Source organism: Sphingomonas sp. TF3, assembly GCF_003985085.1.
Classification (GTDB): Bacteria; Pseudomonadota; Alphaproteobacteria; order Sphingomonadales; family Sphingomonadaceae; genus Sphingomonas.
Genome location: NZ_RWKS01000019.1, coordinates 48,483 through 72,176, shown reverse-complemented (window position 1 = coordinate 72,176; position 23,694 = coordinate 48,483). Strand labels below are relative to the sequence as shown.

Below are 23,694 nucleotides of genomic sequence, written 5' to 3'. Positions count from 1 at the left end.
TACGGGGCCCGGCGGCACCTCGGCCGCTGCCACCGTCACGCTCACCGTCGCAACGCCTGCGCTCGCGATCACGCAAACCAGCTTGCCGGCGGGCCAGCAGGACGTCGCGTATAGCGTATCGCTGACGGCGTCTGGCGGAACGGCACCCTATACCTTTGCGGTGACGGGCGGCGCGCTGCCATCTGGCCTTGCCCTCGCAACGAACGGAACACTCGCCGGAACGCCCACCGCAAACGGATCGTTCAGCGTCACGATCACCGCTTCGGACAGCTCCACCGGCGACGGGCCGAGCCGGGTCAGCCAGACCTTCAGCTTGCAGATCGCGTTGCCCGCGCCGCCCGTCGTCCGCGACACCTCCGTCGCCGTTACGCAGACCGTCACCAACAATCAGCCAGCCACGATCGATCTCAGCACTTTGATCACGGGCACCGTCACCGACGTGACGGTCGCTACGCCCCCGCAGCACGGCACCGTGGTGATCCAGCGGACCGGTACAAGCTTCACCGGCGTGTCGATCGCCAACCCCCTGCAACCAGGCGCGGTGGGGCTCGAGCGGAGCGCTGCCGTTGCCACCCCGACCCTGCCCCTGGGCGCGACCGTCGCAGCCCCCCGCTTTGTCGCGGTCTACACCCCGACCCCCGGTTACCAGGGACCTGATCGCTTCACGTTCACCGCGGTCGGGCCCGGCGGCAGCTCGACGTTCGCGACGGTGGACATCACGGTGAAGGGGACCGCACCGGTCGCCGCGAATCTGGTAACGACGACCGACCAGAATCAGCCGGTCACGGTCGATATTTCGAGCGGTGCTGTCGGCGGGCCGTTCACGCAAGCCGCCATCGTCAGTGTGTCGCCAGCCGACTCCGCGACGGCGACCCTCATCGCCGACGGCACGGCCTCCGCGCGGACCTATCGCTTGCAGATCCAGCCCAGCCCCCGCTTCAGCGGAACGACGGTCGTGACCTATACGATCGGCAACACGTTCGGGATGTCGGCGGCGGCCACCGTCACCGTCACCGTGAAGGGTCGCCCCGACCCCTCGGCCGACCCGGTCGTGCGCGGGTTGATCGATGCGCAAGACACCGCGACCCGCGATTTCGCCCGGGCGCAAATCGAGAACTTCGGTCGCCGCAACGAACAGCTCCATGGCGGCGGTGGCAGCACCGGCAACAACCCGATCGGGATCACACTCGGCAGCAGTGATGGCGGCACCTTCCGGCGCCCCGGCCGGTTCGACGGGATCGCCCCCGAAACCGCGCTCAAGATGGAACATGCCAATGAAGTGATGGGAGCCGAAGGCCTGCGCGTTTCCTCAACCGGGACTCTGCAGCCGGGTGCCTCGCCAACGGGCGTGACGGGCGCGATGGGATTACGGACCCCAACCGGTTCCCGCAGTGGCATGGCGACCGGCTCTGCGACGTCCGCCAGCACCGCAGCCGCTGTCGGAGCGGTGGCCGACGAGAGTGGCGACACCGGACCGCGCAAGATCGGGTCGATCGCGATCTGGAGCGGCGGCGCGATCAGTGTCGGGACGCGCGACGCGACGACGCGCCGCACCAAGCTGTCGATCTCGAGCTCGGGCTTGAGCGCGGGTGCCGACCTGAAACTGTCGGACGATCTCACGGTCGGCGCGGGCGGCGGCGGCGGCGAAGAGCGCACGCGGGTCGGCACCGCCGATGCCGGCCATCTGACCGCCGACACCTGGGTCGGGGCCGCTTATGGCAGCTTCAGGCCCACGCCTGGTGCCTTTATCGACGGGGTTTTGGGATATGGCGATCTCTCGTTCAACACACGGCGCGCGGCGCTTGGCGGGTCGCTGGCCGTCGGTCACCGCAACGGGTCGATGCTGTTCGGATCGTTGAGCGCGGGAATCGACCAAAGCACCGGGCGGCTCAGCTATTCGCTCTACGGACGCGCCGAGTATCTCAACGCCAAGCTCAGGGCCTATGCCGAGACCGGAGCCGGGGTCTACAGCCTGACCTTCGATCCTCGCACGCTCGAATCGTTGACCAGCGTTGCCGGCGGCCGGGCGACCCTGCACCTTGGTGCCTTTGCGCCCCGTGCCCGGTTCGAATGGCGTCACGAGTTCAATCAAGCCAGTCCGCAGTTGCTGGACTATGCCGATCTCGGGGGCCCATCGCAGTACAGCATCACCAATAACGACTGGCTGCGGGACGAGGTCCAGTTCGAAATCGGGCTGGGAATCAACCCCGGCGACGGCTGGACCACCGGAATCGACTTGGGTGGAAGGGGCGGCCCCGGCTCGCGATCGATGACGGTGCGCGTATCGGCGACAAAGAAGTTCTAAGCCGCGATCGGCACCGATCCGACGCGCGCTAGATCTTCCCTCGCCATCAGCGGCGCGGCGCGGCATGAGGGGCGGATGATCACGCTCTATCTCGCGCGCGCCGACAATGGCGTCATCGGTGCCGAGGGTGCCTTGCCCTGGCACCTCCCGGCCGATCTCAAGCGTTTCAAGGCGCTGACGATGGGCACGCCGATGGTGATGGGGCGCAAGACCTTCGAGAGCTTCCCGGCCCCCCTGCCCGGTCGTCGCCATATCGTGCTGACCCGCGATCGCGACTGGTCCGCGCCGGGTGCCGAGGTGGCCTATTCGGTCGACGCTGCATTGGCGTTGGCGGGCGACGGGGACGTCGCGGTAATCGGCGGGGCCGAAATCTTCGCGCTGTTTACCCCTTTGGCGGACCGGGTCGAACTGACCGAGGTTCACTTGATGCCCGCAGGCGACGCGATCGTTCCGGCGTTTGTGGGCTGGCACGAAACCGCGCGCGAAGACCATCCCGCCGAGGGCACGCGCCCGGCCTATAGCTTCGTGACGCTGGACCGGCCCTAATCGCCATCTGCGGGCTTGCTCCCGCCGCCAGCGCGCAGCATATCAAGCGCTGGATCGGACACGGCAAAGGCGTCGATACAAGTCCGGCATGACGGGGAGCGATTTCGATGCGCAGGATCTTGCTGGCCGTATTGGGCCTGGTGCTGGTTGCCGCGCTTGCCTTTTTCACGCTCGCCCCCGGCATCGTCGAACGGTCGATGAACCAGGTGGTCGCGATCCCGCTCAAGATCACGCCGCGCGCCCGTGCGCTGCACGCGGCCCTGCAAATCGCCGACATGCACGCCGACACGTTGCTGTGGCAGCGTAGCCTGCTCGACCGGTCGAAGCGCGGGCAAATCGATCTGCCGCGCCTGCTGGCCGGCAATTATGCGCTGCAAGTGTTCTCCTCGGTGACCAAGACGCCCAAAGGCCAGAATTACGACGCGAACCCATCCGATACCGACAATATCACCGCGCTCGCCATCGCCGATCTGCAGCCCCCGCGCACCTGGGGATCGCTGCTGCAACGCTCGCTGTGGCACGCACAAAAGCTGGATCGCTACGCGGCTGCGTCAAACGGTCAGTTGCGGGTGATCCACTCGTCCGCCGATCTCGACCGGCTGCTGGCGGATCGCGCGGGCGGGAAAAAGGTGGTCGGCGGGATGCTCTCGATCGAGGGCCTGCAGGATCTTGAGGGCAAGCTGGCCAATCTCGATGTCCTGTATCGCGCCGGTTTCCGTATGGCGGGGCTCGCGCACTTCTTCGACAATGAAGTGGCGGGGTCGATGCACGGCGAGGCCAAAGCCGGGCTTACCCCGCTCGGTCGGCAGGTGGTGCGACGGATGGAGGCGCTCGGCATGGTCGTCGACCTCGCGCATTCCAGCCACGCGACGATTGCCGAGGTGCTGGCGATGGCACAGCGCCCGGTCGTCGCCAGCCATGGCGGCGTGCAGGCGACCTGCAAGGTTAATCGCAACCTGACCGATGACGAGATTCGCGGCATCGCCCGCACCGGCGGCGTGATCGGGATCGGCTATTGGGATGCGGCGATCTGCTCGACGCAGCCCGCCGCCGCCGCTGCTGCGATTGCGCATGTGCGCGATGTGGCGGGGATCGATCATGTCGGGCTGGGATCGGACTTCGACGGCGCGGTGACCACGGGCTTTGACGCCAGCCAGTTGGCCGCCGTGACGCAGGCACTGATCGATCACGGCTTCAGCGACGGCGACATCGCCAAGGTGATGGGCGGCAATGTCCTGCGCGTCCTCAAGGCCGGGATCGCCCCTAGCGCAGCCGCAAACCGGGCCGTATAGCGCGCTCATGCAGCGGCTCGACGGCGGCTCGGTGGTTCCCGCAGCCTTGCGCGCGGGGATCGTCGCGCTTGGCAATTTCGATGGATTTCACCTTGGCCACCAGGCGGTGGTCGGTCGCGCGGTGGAACGCGCGCGCGCGGAGGGTCGCCCGGCGCTGGTCGCCACTTTCGATCCGCATCCCGTACGCCATTTCCGTCCCGACACCGCCCCGTTCCGCCTGACCACGCTCGACCAGCGCGAGCGGCTGTTCGCCGAAGCCGGGGCCGATGCGATGATCGTCTTCCAGTTCGATACGGCACTCGCCGCGCTGAGTGCGGTGGAGTTCGTCGGCGACCGGCTGCTCGACACGATCGGCATCGGCGGAGTCGTAACGGGCGAGGACTTCACCTTCGGCAAGGCCAAGAGCGGCACGGTCGCGGTGCTGGCCGATCTCGGCCGCAAGAACGGCTTTTCGGTCGATACCGTCGGGCCGGTCATGCTCGACGGAGAACCCGTCTCCTCGAGCCGAATCCGCGCGCTGCTGGAGGCGGGGGACCCACGTGGCGCGGCACGGCTGCTGACGCGCCCGTTCGCGGTGGCGGGCACGGTGCAGCATGGCGACAAGCTCGGCCGTACGATCGGCTATCCCACCGCCAATCTCGATATGGGCAGCTATTTGCGCCCGGCTTATGGCATCTATGCCGTGCGCGGGCGCTTGCCCGACGGGCGCGTGCTCGATGGCGCAGCCAATCTCGGCATTCGCCCGAGTTTCGATCCCCCCAAGGAATTGCTCGAGCCGTTCTTCTTCGATTTTTCCGAAAATCTCTATGGCCAGACGATCGAGGTCGCCTTGATCGAGTATCTGCGGCCCGAAGCGAAATTCGACACGCTCGACGCGCTCACGGCGCAAATGGAACAGGATTGCGCGCGGGCGAAGGTCATCCTGGCCGAGGAGCCGCGATAAGCGCCGACACCGCAAAAGGGGCCGACATTGCTGCCGACCCCCTGTCGCCTCATCCGAATGCGCTGGACACTGCCCGGGAAGGAAGCGTCCGCGCCATTCAGTCTTGGCGGCTCGCCTCGACCGCGCCCAGAGGACATCGACCGACGCGTTTCGGCGATCTTCGGCCCATCGCCCTCTCCCCGTGAAAGAAGGGGCGCGCGGACCGTCCGTCACCTACATCCTGCCCCTTCGTCGCGGAACGACCGGGCCAGGATATATTTGGAAGGGCGTCTCGTAATCGCCGGTGAAGCGCCTTGCCTGCGCAAAGCGACGCCGCACGATCCTTGCCATCCTTCCGCTGCTGACCGATCGCAGGTTTCCGAGCGGCACCATACCATCTCTCGCAGCATAAGTAGCTGATGTTTCTTCGGTTTCCCGCTTCTTCATCCGCTGCTTACAATCCAGATGCTGTCATGGGCCGCGAGTCGCGCCAAGCCCTGAAATGACCAGGCCACCCTGTGAATACTGTGGATAACGGGGATAATATCGCGCGCGTAAAGCAGGCTGCCTTCGCCCTACATTTACCTGAACACACGGTTATTTCAGGTTCATGAAACTTAAGTACAATCGAGATCGTTACGTTAGCGAGATTGATTCAAAGCAAGTCGCACCTCATGGGAGAAAATCATATGCGTACCTTCATCCTCGCGCTCAGCGCTGCCGCCGTCGCGATTCCTGCCACCATGGTCGTCCCGACCACGCAGGCCGAGGCACGCCGCCACCATTATCAGCCGCGTGAATATCAGGGCCGCGACGGGCGTCGCTATTGCCGCCATTCCGATGGGACCACCGGTCTGATCGTCGGCGGCGTCGGCGGCGCGCTGCTGGGCAATTCGGTCGCTGGCCATGGCGACAAGACCTTGGGCACCGTGCTCGGCGGCGTCGCTGGTGCCTTCGGCGGACGGGCGATTGATCGTGCCAGCACGGCGGACCGTCGCTGCAACTAAGCAACGTCACACGATGACCCTATATCAGGCGCGGACCAGCAACGGTCCGCGCCTTTTTATTGGAGAATGAGCATGACGACACGCAGCGGATCGGCCAGCTATGACGGTTTTGGCAAGGACGGCAAAGGCCATGTCTCCACGCAATCGGGCGTCCTGTCGGACACGCAATATGGCTTCAGCAGCCGTTTCGAAGACGGCATCGGCACAAACCCCGAGGAATTGATCGCTGCGGCGCATGCGAGTTGCTTCACCATGGCACTCAGCTTCGCGCTGGCCGGTGCCGGTTTCAGCGCCGGCAAGCTGGAGACGACCGCGAAGGTGACGCTCGACAAGGATGGCGACGGTTTCTCCATCACCAAATCCGCGCTCGACCTGAAGGCGACCATCGCCGACATTTCGCCCGAGCAATTCGAGGCAATTGCCGCCGGTGCCAAGGCGAATTGCCCGGTGTCGAAAGTTCTCAATGCCGAAATCACGCTAACCCACTCTCTCAACGCGTAATTACGGCAAGAAATTCGACGACGGTCTTTCCTTGCGGGGGCGTGAACGCAGTGTAGTTTTGCGTTCACGCAACCTCGTGCGTGCCGGTGTGTTCTGTCCATGATCCAACACGGATTACCGCAAGGAGCATTTTGCATGCGCACGTTTTTTCTCGCCGCCGCCATGGCCGCGACCGCCCTGTCCGCGCTTCCCGCCACCGCGCAGGACTATCGCGGCGACCGCCAGGACCAGCGCGGCGATCGACCCGATCAACGCGCCGACCCGCGTAATGACGGTCGCGATCACCGCGATGAGGGTCGCGACCGTCGCGATGACGGCCGTGATCGCGGCGACCACCGTCGTGACGACCGTCGGGCCAACTGGCAGCAATATCGCAGCTATGATTACAATCGCTACGAGCCGGGCCAGCGCACCTATTATGCCGACCGTTATTATCGCGATGGCCGCTATTACCAGCCGCGCCGTCTCGGCCGGAACGACCGCATCTATCGCGGCAGCGACAACCGTTATTATTGCCGTCGCAGCGATGGCACCACCGGGCTGATCATCGGCGGCCTGACCGGCGGCCTGCTCGGCAATAGCCTGGCGGGTGGCGGTTCGCGCACGCTCGGCACCTTGCTCGGCGGCGGTGCGGGCGCGCTGCTCGGCCAGTCGATCGATCGCGGCAAGGTCATCTGCCGCTAAAGCCTCTTTGGCGACAAAACGAACGGCCCGGCGCGCCCGCGTCGGGCCGTTTGCCGTTACAGCAAGCCACCACCAAGGATCAGGCGAACCACCGCAACGACGATAACGAAAATATTGAAGTTACGGCCACTCTTATGCCCCGATAAAACACCGATGGCCGCGCCGACCACCGCGATCGGCAGCGCGAGATAATTGGCGATTCCGAAAAACGGCACCAGCCCGACCAACGCCACCGGCAGCGCCAACAGGCCCACCAGAATCGAGAAGAGATTGACGACAAAGCCCATGCGCGGATCATGACGCCCCCCGCTGCCGCGCGCAACCGACGATGGCACCGCGCCGCTATGCCCAACGATTTTTTAACCGAACCCGGTGCAAAAGCGGAGACCGATATTGGAGCTTTCGATCGATGGTCCGCATCCGCCTCCGCATCCTGAGCGCCGTGGCTTTGCCGCTCGCTCTGCTGGCGTGCGGCAAGCGCGATGACGACCGCAATCTCGATTCGCTCGATAACGAACTGGTCGAGGCGGGCTCGGGCAACGCCAATGTCAGCGACCCGGCGATGACCGCGGCGCTGCACGACCAGATCATGGTCGATCCCGCGCTCACCCAACATGCCAATGCGGACAGCGTCCGACCACCGGCACAGCCGTATTCGGGCGGCGTACCGCCAACCGGCATCGCACAGCCGCCGGGCAGAACCCCCGGATCCGCCGGAGCCTCCACCAGCGAAACGATCAAATCCGCCCCAGCGCCGAGCAAGGATTGCCCCGGCTGCACCGCCGCCCGCGAATCACTGACGTTGGGCGCGCTCGCCGCGCGCCAGACGAACCGCCGCACCAGCGCCTGCGCTGGCGCACTGCGCTATTCGGCGAGCTGGGCCGATCGCCTCCCCGCCGATGTCCCGCTGTACCCCGGCGCGCGCGTGACCGAGGCCGCCGGCGCGAACACCGGTGCGTGCGCGCTGCGCGCGGTCAGCTTCTCGACCAATGCGCGGCTGCAAACCGTGGTCGATTGGTATTATACCCGCGTCACCAACACCGGCTTCACCGCCGAACATCAGTCGGACGGGACCCAGCATACGCTGGGCGGCACGCGCGACCGGGATGGCGGGGCCTATGTGCTGTTCCTCACGCCGCGCCGCGATGGCGGCACCGATGTCGATCTGATCGCCAATAACGGCAATTAAGCTGGGTTTCGACGGCGCGATACCCACGCCGCTCGGCCACAAAACCACCCCCTGCGCGGCGGCGTTGGGGAAAAGGTTCATTTTTGTGTCAATTCGCGCTAACGCACCCTCATGTATCATCTTATCCTCGTCATGGCGGGCGGCGCGCTCGGTTCGGCCGCGCGCTTACTCGTCGGGCGCGCCACGCTCGCCGGGTTCGGCCCCAATTTCCCTTATGGCACGCTGACGGTCAATCTGGTCGGCGGGCTGGCGATGGGGGTGCTCGCCGGTATTCTTGCGCGCCACCCAAACAGCGAGGCGTGGCGCTTGCTGCTCGGCGTCGGCGTGCTCGGCGGTTTCACCACCTTCTCGTCCTTCTCGCTCGATACCATCGCGCTGATCGAGCGCGGTAGTATCGGAACGGCGCTCGGCTATGTGCTCGTCTCGGTAATCGGGTCGATTCTCGCCGTGTTCGTCGGCCTCACCGCCGTGCGGGTGGCGGCATGAGCGACGGCCCCACCAAAGCAACCTCCGATGTCCGCCAGTTCACTGTTGGCGTGGACGATGACGGCATCCGGCTCGACCGCTGGTTCAAGCGGCATTTGCCCGACACCAGCTACACCACGGTCGCGAAATGGGCGCGCACCGGCCAACTCCGCGTCGATGGCGCGCGCGCCAAGCCCGGCGATCACGTCGCCACCGGTCAAGCGATCCGGGTACCGCCCGCCGAACCGGTCCGGGTCGATGCCCCGGTCAAGCGCGAACGACCGCCGCTCAGCGATGACGAGATCACCTTTGCGCGAGAGATGGTCATTCATCGCGATGCCCAGGCGATCGTGCTCAACAAGCCGCCCGGCCTCGCCACGCAAGGCGGCACCAAGACGATCGAGCATGTCGACGGCCTGCTCGATGCCTTGCAGGATGACATGGAGGGCCGCCCAAAGCTGGTCCACCGGCTCGACAAGGACACGTCCGGCGCGTTGCTGATCGCCCGCACCGCGCGCGCCGCCGCCTATTTCTCCAAATCCTTCTCCTCGCGCACCGCCCGGAAAACCTATTGGGCGCTGGTCGTCGGCGTGCCGTCGATCGAGGACGGGATGATCGAACTGCCAATCGCCAAGCAGCCCGGTTCTGGCGGCGAGAAGATGCATGTCGATGAGAAAGAAGGCAGCCCGGCGCGCACGCGCTACCGCGTGATCGAAATGGCGGGCACCACCACCGCCTGGCTCGAGCTGATCCCCTATACCGGCCGCACGCACCAGTTGCGCGTACATCTGGCAGCGATCGGCCATCCCATTGTCGGCGACGGCAAATATGGCGGGCAGGCGGCGTTTCTCACCGGCAATATCTCGCGCAAAATGCACCTGCATTCCAGGCGGATTCGCATCGATCACCCAGATGGCGGCGCGATCGACGTCCAGGCCGAATTGCCGACGCACTTCGCCGAAAGCCTCAAGCAATTGGGCTTTGACGAGATGCTGGGCAACACCATGCCGCTCGAATCGCCACCCCCGCCAAGCCGCGCGGTCAAGAAGCAGCAGGCGCGCCAGCACGCCAAAACCGTCCGCAAGGACCGCAAGGGCGAACGGCGGCGGCGGGGCGCGGCATCGTGATGCTTGCGCGCGGTCCAAGCTGCTGATGCATCCCGACTCCGCTTTCCGCTGGGAAGACCGCGACGCCATGCGGGCGCTGGTGTCCGAACTCGGCTTCGGCGCGCTGTTCGCGGCCACGCCCGATGGCCCGCGCGTTGTCCATCTTCCCGTCGTCTGGCAGGGCGAGACCACGCTCGCCTTCCACGTCGCGCGCGGCAACGGCATCGCGCGGCATCTCGACGGAGCGACCGGCCTGTTCACCGTACAGGGCCCGGACGGCTATATCAGCCCGGACTGGTATGGCCTCGACGCCAATCAGGTGCCAACCTGGAACTACGTTACGGTCGAACTGGAAGGTCGCATCGCGCGGATGGACCAGCAGGGATTGGTCGCCCAGCTCGATCAGGTATCGGCGCTGCAGGAAGCGCGCCTTGCCCCCAAGGCCCCGTGGACGCGTGCGAAAATGGACCCGAGCGTGTTCGAACGCATGACACGCGGGATCATCGGCTTCACGTTGGAGGTGCAAGGCTGGCGCGGCACCCGCAAGCTTGGCCAGAACAAGCCCGTCGCGGCGCGGCTGGCCGCTGCAGACGGAGTCGAGAATGCCGGACGACGCGCCATTGCCCATTGGATGCGCAGCGCATGAACCGTCTTGCCCTCTTCGATTGCGACGGCACGCTGGTCGACAGCCAGGACAATATCTGTCGGTCGGTCGAAGAAGCCTTTGCCGGGGCAAAACTCGTCCCGCCGGAACGTTCCGCGATTCGCCGGATCGTCGGGCTGAGCCTCGTTGAAGCGATGCGGCAGTTGCTGCCCGAAGGCGAGAATGCGCTGCACCAAAGCCTTGCCGCCGACTATAAGGCCGCGTTCTTCAAGATGCGCGCGGCGGGCGCGATGACCGAGGAGCCGCTGTACGACGGGATCGTCGAGGTGCTGGACCTGTTACGCGCCGATGGCTGGACGCTGGGCGTCGCTACCGGCAAATCCGATCGTGGCCTTGCCCATATCCTCGCGCATCACGGCATTGCCGATCGATTCGTGACGCTGCAGACCGCCGATCGTCATCCCTCAAAACCACACCCGTCCATGATTGAGACAGCCATGGCCGATTCGGGCGCAATCCCTGAAACAACGGTGATGATCGGCGATACGAGCTATGACATTGTCATGGCGCGCGCGGCGGGGGCACGTGCGCTTGGCGTCGCCTGGGGCTATCACCCTGTGGACGAGCTGACGGCTGCGGGCGCGCATGCCATCGCATCGACGGTGGCGGCGCTGCCCCGGCTAGTAACCTTTCAGGAGACGCAACGGTGACCGATCCCGATGCGACCTTCCGCAATCGTTATCTCGCGATCACCGCGACCCGCATCGCGGGATCGGCGGGGGCCTTGCTCGGCTTGGTGCTGATCGCGCGGGCCGATGCTCCGCTACCCAAGATCATCGGCACGGCGCTGGTGCTGTCGGCGCTTCTCATGATCGCCATCGTCCCGCGCGCGCTGGCCAAACGCTGGCGCTCCCCGCCGGCCGAATAGAGGCTTTAGCCAAAGCGGCTGCGTTCGATACGGCGCGAAGCCGCGCTATGGAGAACACCATGAAGCGGTTCTGGACCGACGTAACGCTCGATGACACTCGCATCGTCCACCTTGACGGGAAGCCGGTACGCACCCCGGGGCGCGTGCCGCTGGCGGTGCCGACCCAGACACTCGCAGAAGCGATCGCCGCCGAGTGGCGCGCGGTGGAGGGGGAGATCGATCCGCGCACGATGCCGCTGACCGGCCTCGCCAATGCGGCAATCGACCGGGTCGCCCCCGATCCTGCGCTGTTCGCGCGCGGCCTCGCCAGTTACGCCGAGAGCGACCTGCTCTGTTACCGTGCCGAGTCGCCCGACGATCTCGTCGCCCGCCAGGCACAAATATGGGATCCGCTGCTCGACTGGGCGCGCGGACGCTATGACGTGCAGATCGAGGTCGCCACCGGCATCCTCCACCGCGCGCAACCCGCCGCCACGCTTACGCGACTGGGGACCGCCATTGCCGCACGCGACGCGTTCGCGCTCGCCGCCCTTTCGCCGATCGTCACCATTGGCGGATCGCTGATCGCGGCGCTGGCACTGGCCGAAGGCGCGGCAAGCGCCGAACAGGTGTGGGACGCTGTTACGCTCGATGAAGAGTATCAGGCGGAACGCTGGGGCCGCGATCCTCTAGCGGCAGCGGGGATAGAAGCGCGACGTCGCGATTTCGACGCCGGCGTCCGCTTCCTAGCGCTCGGGCAAGCGGCGGATGAAGCCGATCATCCCACGCTGGCGTGAGCGCTTGAGCCGCTCGGCGGTGAGGATCGTCTGCACGCAGTCATAGCAATCGTCGAGATCGTCATTGACCAGCACGTAATCATAGCCGTCCCAGTGGCTGACTTCGGCGAGTGCGCGGTCCATGCGCCGGTCGATCACTTCCTGCGTATCGGTCGCGCGCTTTTCCAACCGCTCGCGCAGCGTTTTCAGGCCCGGCGGCAGGATGAACACCCGCACCACATCGCCACCCGCCAATTGGAAAAGCTGCTGCGCACCCTGCCAGTCGATGTCGAACAGAATGTCCTGACCGTGCTCGAGATCCTTGAACACGGTGTCGCGCGGCGTACCATAGCGTTCGTCGAACACGCGCGCCCATTCGAGGAACTGGTCGTCCTCCGCCATCGCGCGGAAGGTTTCCTTGTCGACGAAGTGATAGTCCTTGCCCTCGACCTCCCCCTTGCGCGGCGCGCGGGTGGTGTAAGACACTGACATTTTGAGCTTATTGCGCTCTTCCTTCAACAGCCGGTTGGCAATCGTCGATTTGCCCGCCCCGGACGGAGAGGACAACACGAACATCAGCCCGCGGCGTTTGAAGTTCTTGGGTTGAGAAGCGCGATGGTCGACCATGCGCGCCTTTGGCGCGGGCATGGCCGTCCCGTCAAGGCATGGCGTCGCCGATCAGCGTTCGGCGGTGCTCGCGCCGAACACCTGATCCTTCACTTTGCCGATCCCGCGCAGCACCAGCCAGCCAGTGGCGAAGGTCAAAGCCAGCGGGATCATGGCCTTCACGACGTTGGCGGCAATCGCGCCTTCGATCGCACCGTCCACGCTGCTGTCGTCGCCGCTGGCGCCATCAATCGCACTGCCGATGGCCGCACCAATCAGGGTCGTGAAACTCATTGATCGTCTCCCATTCGCCGCTTGAGCGCGCGAAAGGCGATATGGTTCCTGCCCCAAACCCCGCGAAGCGGAACACATGTCCTCCACAAATCGCGCACCCGCGCTACATCCCACCCACTCTCTGCGCCTCTGCGTCCTCCGCGCCTCTGCGCGAACAAAAATGAAGAATGATTCGCGCAGAGGCGCAGAGGACGCGGAGCAGAAGGAGAGAGAGAATGCCTGCGGCGCTTTAGACCATGGTTTCGGGGCGGACTAAGCGATCGAACGTCTCGGCGTCGACCAGTCCGAGCGCCAGCCCCGCTTCCTTGAGCGTCAGCCCTTCGTGGTGCGCGTGCTTGGCGATCTTGGCGGCATTGTCATAGCCGATTTCCGGCGCAAGCGCCGTCACCAGCATCAGCGAACGCTCGACCAGTTCGGCGATCCGCGCGCGATTCGGTTCGATCCCCTCGACACAACGCTCGGCGAAACTCGCCATGCCGACGCTCAGCAAATCGATCGAGCGCAGCAGCGCCGCACCCAGCATCGGCTTGAACACGTTGAGTTCGAGATGCCCCTGCAGCCCCCCGATCGTAATCGCCTGATGATTGCCGATGACTTGCGCCGCCACCATCGTCAGCATTTCGCACTGCGTCGGGTTGACCTTGCCGGGCATGATCGAGCTTCCGGGCTCATTCTCCGGCAAATGCAACTCGCCCAGCCCCGAACGCGGGCCCGAACCCAGCAAGCGAATGTCGTTGGCGATCTTGGTCAGCGCCACCGCCAGCGTGTTGAGCGTGCCCGACACATGCACGATCGGATCGTTCGAGGCGAGCGCCTCGAACTTGTTGGGCATGGTTTCAAAGGCAAGGCCAGTGATCGCCGCCACCTCTGCCGCAAACGCCTCAGCGAACCCAGCCGGAGCATTCAGCCCGGTGCCCACCGCCGTGCCGCCTTGCGCGAGCAACAGCATATTGTGGGTGATCGCCGGGTCGATGCGGTGGTAGCAACGGTACAATTGCACCGCATAGCCCGAGAATTCCTGCCCCAGCGTCAGCGGCGTTGCGTCCTGCAAATGCGTGCGGCCGATCTTGACGATGTCGTGCCACGCCTCCGATTTGGCCTTCACCGCGCGGTTGAGCCGGTCGAGCGCGGGCAACAGGCGCTGCGTCGCCGCGATCGCCGCCGCAATGTGCAAAGCGGTCGGGAAGCTGTCGTTCGACGACTGGCTTTTGTTAACGTGATCGTTGGGGTGGACCGGCACCTTGCCGCCGCGCGTGCCGGTCAGCAGCTCATTGGCGCGCCCGGCAATCACCTCGTTGACGTTCATGTTTGATTGCGTGCCGCTGCCGGTCTGCCAGATGACCAACGGGAACTGATCGTCGAATTTACCCGCCACCACTTCCGCCGCCGCCGTCTCGATCGCATCGGCAATCTCGGCGGACAGGCCATGCTGGCGGTTCACCCGCGCCGCCGCCTGCTTGACGATGGCGAGCGCGTGGATGATCGCGATCGGCATGCGCTCGGTCGCGGGAAACGGGAAATTCTCGATCGAACGCTGTGTCTGCGCGCCCCAATAGGCGCTGGCCGGGACTTCGATGGGCCCAAGCGAATCGGTTTCGGTGCGGGTATTCTGAACCATGCCAACTCCGTCATGCCGGGCTTGTCCCGGCATCCACCGGGCTGCAAAGCCGATCGGTTGCGATGTGCGGCACGGTGGACCCCGGGACAAGCCCGGGGTGACGAAAAGGGTCGTATAAAGAGTCGTTTATACGGCCAGCTTACTTCTTCCGCTTGAAATCCACCGCGACGACGTTGGATCCATCCTCGACCGGCTTGATCGTCGGGCCGTCATTCTCCGCTTCGTCATGCGGCTCGGGGCCTTCGGGGCCTTCCGCCGCCTGAAAGCGCAATTCGAAACTGACCGCCGGATCATGAAAGAGGGTAATCGCCGAATAGGGAATCACCAGCTTGGACGGCACCTGGTTGAAGCTAAGGCCGATCGAAAACTTGGTGTCGTCGACCAGCAGATCCCAATAGCGGTTCTGCATCACGATCGTCATTTCATCGGGAAAGCGCTCGATCAGGCGTTGCGGAATGTCCACGCCCGGTGCCTGCGTCTTGAAGGTGATGTAGAAGTGATGCTCGCCCGGCAGGCCGCCATTGCTGGCGACCGACCCCAGCACCCTCCCGACCACGGCACGCAACGCCTCCTGGACGATTTCGTCATAGGGAATCAGACTATCGGGAAGGCCATCGCTCATGCGCCCTTGGGTAGCGGGCTTTGCGTCGTCGTCAAGATTGGGGAGTCAACATAGGCAGCAAGATTGCATGCGGTCGCAAGCGCGTTATGGGGAAAGCATGCGTACCGCCACGATCAGCCGCCACACCAGCGAGACGTCGATCGACGTCACCGTCAATCTCGATGGCACGGGAGCCTATACGGTCTCCACCGGCATCGGCTTCTTCGATCATATGCTCGAACAGCTCAGCCGCCATTCGCTGATCGACATGGACATCAAGACGGTGGGCGATCTGCATATCGACCAGCATCACACGGTCGAGGATACCGGCCTTGCGATCGGCGAAGCCGTGCTGAAGGCGCTGGGCGAAAAGCGCGGCATCCGCCGCTATGCCGATGCGCTGTCGCCGATGGATGAGACGCTCACGCGCGTCGCGATCGATATTTCGGGTCGGCCCTATCTGGTGTGGAAGACCGCCTTCTCGCAGAAGAAGCTGGGCGAGATGGACACCGAAATGTTCGAACATTTCTTCCATTCCTTCGCGCAGACCGCGGGCATCACGCTGCACATCGAGACGCTGTACGGCACCAACAACCACCATATCGCCGAAGCCGCGTTCAAGGGCGTCGCGCGGGCGTTGCGCGAAGCGGTCGAGCTCGACCCGCGCAAGGCAGGCGTGATCCCCAGCACCAAGGGGACCTTGTGAAACTTCCAGCATTCCTCCCCTCCCTGGAAGAGCGTTGGGTAAACAGCGCCCCGCGCTGTTTAGGTCATGCCGGGGGCATGACCGACCCAACGCTGGGTCGGGGGTGGGTCGGCCCGAGTGGTGACCGACCGCCCGCATTAGGCCAACCCACCCCCAGCCCCTCCCTTCCAGGGAGGGGAGACGCATGACTCTGGCCCTGATCGATTATGGCGCGGGCAACCTGCATTCGGTCGCCAATGCGCTGAAGGCGGCGGGCGCCAGCGACGTGCTGATCACCGCCGATGCCGCCGCCGTCGCGACTGCCGACCGCATTGTCCTGCCCGGCGTCGGCGCGTTCGGCGCGTGTGCTTCCGCTTTGCGGGCAGTGCCGGGCATGGTCGAGGCGCTCGAACAGCGCGTGCGAAGCGACGCGGTGCCTTTCCTCGGCATTTGCGTCGGTATGCAATTGATGGCGGATACCGGCGAGGAACTGGGCACGCATGCCGGGCTCGGCTGGGTGCGCGGCACCGTCCGCCACCTGACCCCCTCCGACACGTCCGCCAAAGTGCCGCATATGGGCTGGAACGATGTCGTCCCCGGCGTCGCACATCCGCTGATCGTGCCCGGCGAGGCCTATTTCCTGCATTCCTACGCGTTCGAGGGCGACGACGTGATCGCCGGGACCGATCATGCCGGGCCGGTCACCGCCGCGATCGGGCGCGACAATCTGCTGGGCGTGCAATTCCACCCCGAAAAGAGCCAGCGTTACGGGCTCGATCTTCTCACGCGATTCTTGAGCTGGAAACCATGAGCCTTATCGTTTTCCCCGCGATCGATCTGAAGGGCGGCCAGGTCGTCCGCCTGGCCGAGGGCGATATGGACCGCGCGACCGTCTATGGCGACGATCCCGCAGCGCAGGCGATGCTGTTCGCCGAAGCCGGGGCGGAGCATCTCCACGTCGTCGATCTCGACGGCGCGTTCGCGGGCGAATCGGTCAATGGCGAAGCGGTGCGCGCGATCGTCGAGCGCTTCCCCGGCCATGTGCAATTGGGCGGCGGTATTCGTAATCGTGCCGGGATCGAACGCTGGTTCGATCTGGGCGTGTCGCGCGTGGTGATCGGCACCGCGGCGCTCGAAAACCCCGAGCTGGTCCGCGCGGCGGCGCGCGATTTCCCCGGCGGCATCGTCGTCGCGGTCGATGCGCGCGACGGCTTCGTCGCGACCAAGGGCTGGGCCGATGTCTCGACCGTCGAAGTGATCGACATGGCACGCCGGTTCGAGGATGCAGGCGTCGCCGCGCTCCTCTTCACCGATGTCGGGCGCGACGGGCTGCTGAAAGGCTGCAATGTCGAGGCGACGGTCGATCTGGCGCGCGCGGTGCGCATCCCGGTCATCGCCAGCGGCGGGGTGAAGGGCATTGCCGAGATCCACGTGCTCGCGCTGCATAACCGCGATGGTGTCGAAGGCGTGATTACGGGGCGCGCTTTGTATGACGGGCGGCTCGATCTGGCGGCGGCGCTCGCCGTGGCGGCGGCGGCATGAGCGGGCGCAACGTATCTCCCTCTCCCCTCCGGGGAGAGGGTCGGGGAGAGGGGCCGTATCAGGTGCCGCGCGGCGCTACGGCCCCTCTCCCGACCTCGCTGCGCTCGGCCACCCTCTCCCCAATGGGGAGAGGGAGACTGTGACCGTCCGCGCGCGCGTCATTCCCTGTCTCGACGTCGCCAACGGCCGCGTCGTCAAAGGCGTCAACTTCGTCGAGCTGCGCGATGCCGGCGATCCGGTCGAGCAAGCCCGCGCTTATGATGCGGCGGGGGCGGACGAACTGTGCTTCCTCGACATTACCGCCAGCCACGAAGCGCGCGGCACGATCCTCGAGGTCGTGCGCCGCACCGCCGAAGTGTGCTTCATGCCGCTGACGGTCGGCGGCGGGGTGCGCTCGGTCGAGGATGCGCGCGCGCTGCTGCTGGCGGGCGCGGACAAGGTCGCGATCAACAGCGCGGCGGTGGCGCGGCCCGAACTGGTCGCGGATCTCGCCGACCGCTTCGGCAGCCAATGCGTCGTCGCCTCGGTCGATGCCCGGCGGGTGGATGGCGGCTGGGAAGTGTTCACCCATGGCGGCCGGCGCGCGACGGGCATCGATGCAGTCGCGCACGCGCTGCGCCTGGCCGAGCTCGGCGCGGGCGAATTGCTCGTCACGTCGATGGACCGTGACGGCACGCGCCAAGGCTTCGACCTCGCGCTCACCCGCACCATCGCCGATCAGGTGCGCGTGCCGGTGGTCGCCTCGGGCGGGGTCGGCGGCTTGTCCGATCTCGTCGCGGGGATCAGCGAGGGCCATGCCAGCGCGGTGCTCGCCGCCTCGATCTTCCATTTCGGCGAAGCAAGCATTGCCGACGCCCATGCCGCGCTGGCGGCGGCGGGCATCGCGGTGCGACGGCCGGTCGCATGAGGTTTCTTTTCCGCCACCACCCCGGCGCACGCCGGGGCCCAGATGCGCCAGCGTCGGCAAGCCAGGACCGCACCATGATTTCCGAAGTTTCACGACTGGGCCCCGGCGTGCGCCGGGGTGGTGCTATGATGCAGCGCGCCTGTTCAGCAGCGATTCTCAGTCTGCAATTGGCCACCCCCGCCCTCGCCGCCCCGCATAGCGGTGTGCCAAAGGTTCGCACCGGGCCCGAACTCTCGGACATCGCCTTGTTCGTGGTCGCCGCGATCGGCGTGTTCGTGGTGCGCCGGGCCTTGCGCAAACGCTTCCTGAAGCGCCCGCCCAAGGATTGACGCGCGGCGGCACTTGCGCCAGCCGTGGCGCATGGCCCAAGACCCGATCGACCAGCTCGAAGCGACGATCCACGCCCGCAAGGGTGCCGATCCCGCAACCTCCTACACCGCCAAGCTGTTCGCGCGCGGCCGCCGCAAAATCGCGCAGAAGGTGGGCGAGGAAGCGGTCGAAACCGTCATCGCCGCTTTGGTCGAGGATAAGGCCGCGCTGGTGGGGGAGGCGACCGACCTCGTCTTCCACCTGCTCGTGCTGCTGGCCGATTGCGACGTCACGCTCGACGACATCCGTGCCGAGATCGCCCGGCGCGAAGGCGTGTCGGGGATCGACGAAAAGGCCGCGCGAAGGGCCTAATGCTCCCCTCCCGCTTGCGGGGGGCCTCTTCTTTCTCCCCTCCCGCTTGCGGGAGGGGCTGGGGGAGGGCATGAACCTCCAGCACCGCCGGGAGCCCCAGGAGGACAGCCCCTCCCCTAACCCCTCCCGCCCGCGGGAGGGGAATCTATGCCCGTCGACGCAACACTGCCCTATGACGACCAGAACGTCTTCGCCAAGATCCTGCGCGGCGAGATTCCGGCGACGCGGCTGTACGAGGACGACTACGCCCTCGCCTTTCCCGACATCAACCCGCAATCCCCGACGCACATCCTGGTGATCCCCAAGGGTGCCTATGTCTCGTGGGATGATTTCAGCGCAAAGGCGTCCGATGCCGAAATCACCGGCTTCGTCCGCGCGGTTGGCAAGGTCGCGCGCGACGCCGGATTGGTCGCCTCCGGATACCGGCTGCTCGCGAATACCGGCACCGATTCGCACCAGGAAGTGCCGCACCTTCACGTCCATATTTTCGCCGGACGCGCGCTTGGGCCGTTGCTCGCGCGCTAAGGGGATTGCGCGCGCCCGTTTTGGCTTTAGGCTCGTATAGTAAGCGCGCGTATCGGTGGATCGCGCAGCACACACGTGGGGATCCAACTGCATGATTTTTGACAGGGTGAAATCTCTGGACGCGATTCTCGCGACCGCCGAAAAGAAGGGTCTGCATCGATCGCTGGGCGCGTTCCAGTTGACGATGCTCGGCATCGGCGCGGTGATCGGTACGGGTATCTTCGTGCTCACCTCCGAAGCCGCGCAAAAGGCCGGGCCGGGCATGTTGCTCAGCTTCGTCGTGGCGGGCTTCGTCTGTGCCGTCGCCGCGTTATGCTATTCCGAACTGGCTTCGATGGTGCCGGTCTCGGGCTCCGCTTATACCTACACCTATGCCGTTACCGGCGAATTGCTGGCGTGGATGGTCGGCTGGGCGCTGATCCTCGAATATGCCGTCGGCGCGAGCGCGGTCGCGGTCGGCTGGTCGAACCATTTCGTCGGCTTGCTTACGGGTCTCGGCGTGCACGTGCCCGCCGCGATCAGTAACGCCGACGCTTTGATGGCGCATGTCGCGGTCGCCTTCGGTGCGACGCCCAATGCCGATCTGACCACGGCAATGGCGACAGGCGGCTGGATCAACTTTCCGGCGGTCGTGATCGTCGGCCTGGTGACCTGGCTGCTGGTGATCGGCACCACCGAGAGCGCGCGCGCCAACGCCGTGCTCGTCGCGATCAAGATCACCGCGCTTACCGCGTTTATCATCCTGACCATTCCGGTCCTCAAATCGAGCAATTTCAACCCGCTGATCCCGACCGGCACCGCCGGTGTGTTCGGCGCGGCGGCGTCGATCTTCTTTGCCTATGTCGGCTTCGACGCGGTTTCGACGGCGGCCGAGGAAACCAAAAACCCGCAGCGCAACGTGCCGATCGGCCTGATCGCGTCGCTTGGCGTGTGCACCATCTTCTATCTGCTCGTCGCCACCGGTGCGATCGGTGCGATCGGCGCGCAGCCGGTGATGAGCGGTGGCATTCCGCTGTCGCCGGGCTCGCCCGAGCTTGCTGGCCGCTGCGCCAGCATCGTCGCCAGCGGCACCTTGGAACCGCTCGTCTGCTCCAAGGAAGCGCTGGTGCATGTGCTGACGTCGATCGGCTGGCCCGCCATCGGTCGCCTGGTTGGCCTCGCCGCCGTGCTGGCGCTGCCGTCGGTCGTGCTGATGATGATGTTCGGCCAGACCCGCGTATTCTTCACGATGGCGCGTGACGGTCTGCTCCCGGCCAAGCTCGCTTCGGTCCATCCGAAGTTCCGGACCCCGCATGTGGTGACCGTCGTCACCGGCATCGGCGCGGCGCTGGCGTCGGCGGTGCTGCCGGTCGGCAAGCTTGCCGATTATTCCAACTCGGGCACGCTGTTCGCCTTCTTCATGGTGGCGGTGTCGGTGATGGTATTGCGCAAGACCGATCCGTCGCGGCGTCGTCCGTTCCGCACGCCGGCGGTCTACATCATCGCACCGCTGGCGATCATCGGCTGCCTTGGCCTGTATTTCTCGCTGCCGCTCACCGCTATTCTGGTGCTGCCGGGCTGGGGCGCGATCGGGTTGATCGTGTATTTCCTCTACAGCCGTTCGCGCAGCCATGTCGGGCTCGGCATCACCGAGGTGGTGTCGGACGACGATCTGGCACCCTTGCCGCCGGGCTCGACCTGAGCCGGGTCGCACCGCACACGAAAAAGGCCGGGGAGCGATCCCCGGCCTTTTTTATATCTCGCGCACGTCTCCCCTCCCTGAAAGGGAGGGGAGGAAGGTTTCAGCCGAGCTTGCTGGCGATCAGCGCCTTCAGGTCGACCTGCGCACGCGCGCCATAATGCGAGATGATCTCGGCGGCGCAAATCGCGCCCATCTTGAGCGACGCTTCGATGCTCTTGCCCTGCGCCTGACCGCGCAGGAAACCGGCGGCGAACAGGTCGCCCGCGCCGGTGGTGTCGACCACACGCTCGATCGGCTCGGCGGGGACGCTGACGGTCTTGCCGCCCGACACCGCGATCGCGCCATGCTCGCTGCGCGTCACCACCAGCATCGGCACTTCGGCCGAGGCGGCAGCCACCGCCGCGTCGAAATCCTCGGTGCCCATCAAGGCGGTGATCTCCGCTGCATTGGCGAACATGATGTCGATCAAACCATCGGCCATCAGCTTGCGGAAGTCGCCGCCGTGGCGCGAGATGCAGAACACGTCGCTCAGCGTGAAGGCAACCTTGCGCCCGGCCTTGCGCGCAACCTCGATCGCGGCGCGCATCGCCTGGCGCGGCTCTTCTGGGTCCCACAAATAGCCTTCGAGATACAGGATCGCGGCGCTGGCGATCAGGTCACGGTCGAGCGCAGCCTCGGGCAGGAATTGCGAAGCGCCGAGGAAGGTGTTCATCGTGCGCTGGCCATCGGGCGTGACGAAGATCAGGCAGCGCGCCGTCGTCGGTGCGCCTTCGCGCGCGGCGGTGGTGAAATCGATGCCGACCGCGCGAATGTCATGCGCGAAAATGTCACCCAATTCATCGTTCGCGACCTGACCGATGAACCCGCACTTGCCACCCATCGCCGCGATACCGGCGACGGTGTTGGCGGCAGACCCGCCGCTCGCTTCGATCCCCGGGCCCATCTTGGCGTAGAGCGCGTCGGCTTCCTCCGGCGAGAACATCAACTGCATCGAGCCCTTGGTCATCGCCGCCTCGGCGAGGAAAGCGTCGTCGGACTGCGACAACACGTCGACGATGGCATTGCCGATCGCGACGACGTCGTAGGTGGGCTCGGTCACAGAGGGTCTCCGGTCAAAAAAGGTTGCTGCGCCGTACCGGGGCCGTAGCCACGACGCAACCGCCCGCCAGTCAGAGGTCGAGCGCCCAGCCGTCGCGGCCCTTGGGGTCGATCGGCCTGGTCGGCACATAACGCTCCGCCCCCGCCGTCAAGCGCAGGATCGACCAGTCGCCGCGCCGGTCGACCGCGTCCAGCGTGCAGCCGCATTCGCCAAACGCCGCGACCACATCGCCGCGCTGCGTCTCCAGCAGCCCCGCCAGCACGATGGTGGCACCCGGGGCCGCGATCGCGGCGATCTCAGGCGCCATCGACACCAAAGGCCCGGCCAGAATATTGGCGATCAGCAAATCATACGGCGCACGCGCGGTGATGCTGTCGTCGAGCGCGCCATCGGCAACGATCAAGTCGATCGCCGGAATCGCGTTCAGCTCGGCATTCTCGCGCGTCACCACGATCGCGCGCGGGTCGATGTCGGTCGCGACGATCGTCGCCCCTGGCCACAAATGACGCGCAGCAAACGCCAAAAGCCCCGTCCCCGTCCCGACGTCGATGATGTTGTCGAAACCCCAGTCCGCCATCCCATCCAGCATCGCAAGACACCCCGAGGTGGTCGCATGATGCCCCGTCCCGAACGCCTGCCCCGCCTCGATCAGGAAAGCGCGCCCGCCCGGCGGCGGCGCGACCGGATGCGCGCTGGTGTGCACGACGAAACGCCCCTCGGCGATCGGCTCCAGCCCTTGCTGGCTGAGCGTCACCCAATCCTCGTCCTCCAGCTTTTCGGTCACGGGTGGCGCACCAGCGGCACTCGGCACCAGCGCACAAATCGCGGCGATCGTCTCAGGCGTGGGCTCCGCCTCGAGATAGGCGTCGAGCCGCCAATGTTCGCGGTCATCTTCCTCGATTTCGGTCGTCATCAGCACGACGCCCTCGGCGACATCCTCGGCGGCATCGATCGCCTCGGCTTCGGCGCGGGTACAAGGCAGGCTCACTTTCCAACTGGTCATGACAGCCTCCTGCCCCCGCCGCCCCGCCCGCGCAAGCGGCCCGAAGATCCTTCTTCGATCGCATCAAGCAACGCTTGGGCCACACCCGCTTCGTGCCTTTGTGGCTTTGTGCGAGATTTTCTACCTTCCGATACCGTTGCGAGCGCAG

29 protein-coding genes are annotated in these 23,694 nt (G+C 65.7%); 22 read left to right on the top strand and 7 right to left on the bottom strand.

What is annotated here, in order from left to right; all coding sequences use genetic code 11:
• The 7 genes from EJC47_RS16155 to EJC47_RS16125 all read left to right on the top strand — a co-directional run.
• Positions 1–2,305: autotransporter domain-containing protein (locus EJC47_RS16155; protein ID WP_126848912.1), on the top strand; the 2,305-nt coding region annotated here is incomplete at its 5' end.
• Positions 2,306–2,380: 75 nt separating this feature from the next.
• Positions 2,381–2,851 carry a dihydrofolate reductase gene (locus tag EJC47_RS16150; RefSeq protein ID WP_126848911.1) on the top strand — a complete coding sequence of 157 codons (471 nt, stop codon included), beginning with the start codon at positions 2,381–2,383 and terminating at the stop codon, positions 2,849–2,851.
• Positions 2,852–2,958: 107 nt separating this feature from the next.
• On the top strand, positions 2,959–4,143 hold the full coding sequence (locus EJC47_RS16145) for a dipeptidase (protein WP_126848910.1): 1,185 nt from the start codon (positions 2,959–2,961) through the stop codon (positions 4,141–4,143).
• 7 nt (positions 4,144–4,150) lie between these two features.
• Entirely contained in the window at positions 4,151–5,086 is a 936-nt protein-coding gene (locus EJC47_RS16140) for a bifunctional riboflavin kinase/FAD synthetase (RefSeq protein ID WP_126848909.1), read from the top strand.
• A 668-nt stretch (positions 5,087–5,754) separates the two neighbouring features.
• Entirely contained in the window at positions 5,755–6,072 is a 318-nt protein-coding gene (locus tag EJC47_RS16135; protein ID WP_033963191.1) for a glycine zipper 2TM domain-containing protein, read from the top strand.
• A gap of 72 nt (positions 6,073–6,144) precedes the next feature.
• A complete protein-coding gene (locus tag EJC47_RS16130; RefSeq protein ID WP_033963195.1) occupies positions 6,145–6,573 on the top strand; it encodes an OsmC family protein in 429 nt (142 codons plus the stop codon).
• Between the two features lie 135 nt (positions 6,574–6,708).
• On the top strand, positions 6,709–7,257 hold the full coding sequence (locus EJC47_RS16125) for a glycine zipper 2TM domain-containing protein (protein ID WP_033963101.1): 549 nt from the start codon (positions 6,709–6,711) through the stop codon (positions 7,255–7,257).
• Between the two features lie 56 nt (positions 7,258–7,313).
• Here EJC47_RS16125 and EJC47_RS16120 read toward each other — a convergent pair whose 3' ends face one another.
• The gene (locus tag EJC47_RS16120) at positions 7,314–7,592 is read right to left on the bottom strand and encodes a hypothetical protein (RefSeq protein ID WP_260591614.1); all 279 of its coding nucleotides are present in this window, start codon (positions 7,590–7,592) and stop codon (positions 7,314–7,316) included.
• A gap of 74 nt (positions 7,593–7,666) precedes the next feature.
• Here EJC47_RS16120 and EJC47_RS16115 point away from each other — a divergent pair, with 74 nt between their 5' ends.
• From EJC47_RS16115 to EJC47_RS16085, 7 genes are all read left to right on the top strand, one after another.
• Positions 7,667–8,446, top strand: a complete 780-nt coding sequence (locus EJC47_RS16115; RefSeq protein ID WP_033963106.1) for a hypothetical protein — start codon at positions 7,667–7,669, stop codon at positions 8,444–8,446.
• Between the two features lie 111 nt (positions 8,447–8,557).
• Positions 8,558–8,932: a fluoride efflux transporter CrcB gene (crcB, locus tag EJC47_RS16110; RefSeq protein ID WP_033963108.1), complete on the top strand. Its 375-nt coding sequence runs from the start codon at positions 8,558–8,560 to the stop codon at positions 8,930–8,932.
• Positions 8,929–10,038, top strand: coding sequence for an RluA family pseudouridine synthase (locus EJC47_RS16105; protein ID WP_033963110.1), 1,110 nt, complete (start codon positions 8,929–8,931; stop codon positions 10,036–10,038). Before crcB ends, EJC47_RS16105 begins: the two co-directional genes overlap by 4 nt.
• A 25-nt stretch (positions 10,039–10,063) precedes the next feature.
• Complete coding sequence (locus tag EJC47_RS16100; protein WP_126848908.1) at positions 10,064–10,663, top strand: FMN-binding negative transcriptional regulator; 600 nt, start codon at positions 10,064–10,066, stop codon at positions 10,661–10,663.
• Positions 10,660–11,331, top strand: coding sequence for an HAD-IA family hydrolase (locus EJC47_RS16095; protein ID WP_033963196.1), 672 nt, complete (start codon positions 10,660–10,662; stop codon positions 11,329–11,331). The genes EJC47_RS16100 and EJC47_RS16095 overlap by 4 nt, the downstream gene beginning before the upstream one ends.
• Positions 11,328–11,549, top strand: coding sequence for a hypothetical protein (locus EJC47_RS16090; RefSeq protein ID WP_033963112.1), 222 nt, complete (start codon positions 11,328–11,330; stop codon positions 11,547–11,549). Before EJC47_RS16095 ends, EJC47_RS16090 begins: the two co-directional genes overlap by 4 nt.
• Before the next feature lie 59 nt (positions 11,550–11,608).
• Positions 11,609–12,325 carry an ATP12 family chaperone protein gene (locus tag EJC47_RS16085; protein ID WP_126848907.1) on the top strand — a complete coding sequence of 239 codons (717 nt, stop codon included), beginning with the start codon at positions 11,609–11,611 and terminating at the stop codon, positions 12,323–12,325.
• Here the strand turns inward: EJC47_RS16085 and gmk are convergent.
• The 4 genes from gmk to EJC47_RS16065 form a co-directional block, all read right to left on the bottom strand.
• Positions 12,275–12,931, bottom strand: coding sequence for a guanylate kinase (gmk, locus tag EJC47_RS16080; protein ID WP_029622978.1), 657 nt, complete (start codon positions 12,929–12,931; stop codon positions 12,275–12,277). The two genes, EJC47_RS16085 and gmk, sit on opposite strands and share 51 nt — an antisense overlap.
• Positions 12,932–12,982: 51 nt before the next feature.
• Positions 12,983–13,204 carry a hypothetical protein gene (locus tag EJC47_RS16075; protein ID WP_033963120.1) on the bottom strand — a complete coding sequence of 74 codons (222 nt, stop codon included), beginning with the start codon at positions 13,202–13,204 and terminating at the stop codon, positions 12,983–12,985.
• A 229-nt stretch (positions 13,205–13,433) separates the two neighbouring features.
• The gene (fumC, locus tag EJC47_RS16070) at positions 13,434–14,822 is read right to left on the bottom strand and encodes a class II fumarate hydratase (protein ID WP_126848906.1); all 1,389 of its coding nucleotides are present in this window, start codon (positions 14,820–14,822) and stop codon (positions 13,434–13,436) included.
• Between the two features lie 139 nt (positions 14,823–14,961).
• Positions 14,962–15,444 carry an SspB family protein gene (locus tag EJC47_RS16065; protein WP_033963122.1) on the bottom strand — a complete coding sequence of 161 codons (483 nt, stop codon included), beginning with the start codon at positions 15,442–15,444 and terminating at the stop codon, positions 14,962–14,964.
• 97 nt (positions 15,445–15,541) lie between these two features.
• On the opposite strand from EJC47_RS16065, the gene hisB reads away from it, so the two are divergent.
• From hisB to EJC47_RS16025, 8 genes are all read left to right on the top strand, one after another.
• Positions 15,542–16,129 carry an imidazoleglycerol-phosphate dehydratase HisB gene (gene hisB / locus EJC47_RS16060; protein WP_126848905.1) on the top strand — a complete coding sequence of 196 codons (588 nt, stop codon included), beginning with the start codon at positions 15,542–15,544 and terminating at the stop codon, positions 16,127–16,129.
• A gap of 184 nt (positions 16,130–16,313) precedes the next feature.
• Positions 16,314–16,919: an imidazole glycerol phosphate synthase subunit HisH gene (gene hisH / locus EJC47_RS16055; protein ID WP_126848904.1), complete on the top strand. Its 606-nt coding sequence runs from the start codon at positions 16,314–16,316 to the stop codon at positions 16,917–16,919.
• Positions 16,916–17,650, top strand: a complete 735-nt coding sequence (gene hisA / locus EJC47_RS16050) for a 1-(5-phosphoribosyl)-5-[(5-phosphoribosylamino)methylideneamino]imidazole-4-carboxamide isomerase (protein ID WP_126848903.1) — start codon at positions 16,916–16,918, stop codon at positions 17,648–17,650. Before hisH ends, hisA begins: the two co-directional genes overlap by 4 nt.
• Positions 17,651–17,789: 139 nt before the next feature.
• Positions 17,790–18,557 (top strand): imidazole glycerol phosphate synthase subunit HisF, encoded by a 768-nt coding sequence (gene hisF / locus EJC47_RS16045; RefSeq protein WP_126848902.1) that lies wholly within the window; start codon positions 17,790–17,792, stop codon positions 18,555–18,557.
• A gap of 74 nt (positions 18,558–18,631) precedes the next feature.
• Positions 18,632–18,886: a hypothetical protein gene (locus EJC47_RS16040; RefSeq protein ID WP_260591613.1), complete on the top strand. Its 255-nt coding sequence runs from the start codon at positions 18,632–18,634 to the stop codon at positions 18,884–18,886.
• 31 nt (positions 18,887–18,917) lie between these two features.
• A complete protein-coding gene (locus EJC47_RS16035; protein WP_126848901.1) occupies positions 18,918–19,238 on the top strand; it encodes a phosphoribosyl-ATP diphosphatase in 321 nt (106 codons plus the stop codon).
• Positions 19,239–19,385: 147 nt separating this feature from the next.
• Positions 19,386–19,763 (top strand): histidine triad nucleotide-binding protein, encoded by a 378-nt coding sequence (locus EJC47_RS16030; RefSeq protein ID WP_126848900.1) that lies wholly within the window; start codon positions 19,386–19,388, stop codon positions 19,761–19,763.
• 91 nt (positions 19,764–19,854) lie between these two features.
• Positions 19,855–21,444, top strand: coding sequence for an amino acid permease (locus EJC47_RS16025; protein WP_126848899.1), 1,590 nt, complete (start codon positions 19,855–19,857; stop codon positions 21,442–21,444).
• A gap of 100 nt (positions 21,445–21,544) precedes the next feature.
• Here EJC47_RS16025 and EJC47_RS16020 read toward each other — a convergent pair whose 3' ends face one another.
• Entirely contained in the window at positions 21,545–22,543 is a 999-nt protein-coding gene (locus EJC47_RS16020; RefSeq protein WP_126848898.1) for an adenosine kinase, read from the bottom strand.
• 70 nt (positions 22,544–22,613) lie between these two features.
• A complete protein-coding gene (locus EJC47_RS16015) occupies positions 22,614–23,546 on the bottom strand; it encodes a 50S ribosomal protein L11 methyltransferase (RefSeq protein WP_126848897.1) in 933 nt (310 codons plus the stop codon).
• Between the last annotated feature and the right edge of the window lie 148 nt (positions 23,547–23,694).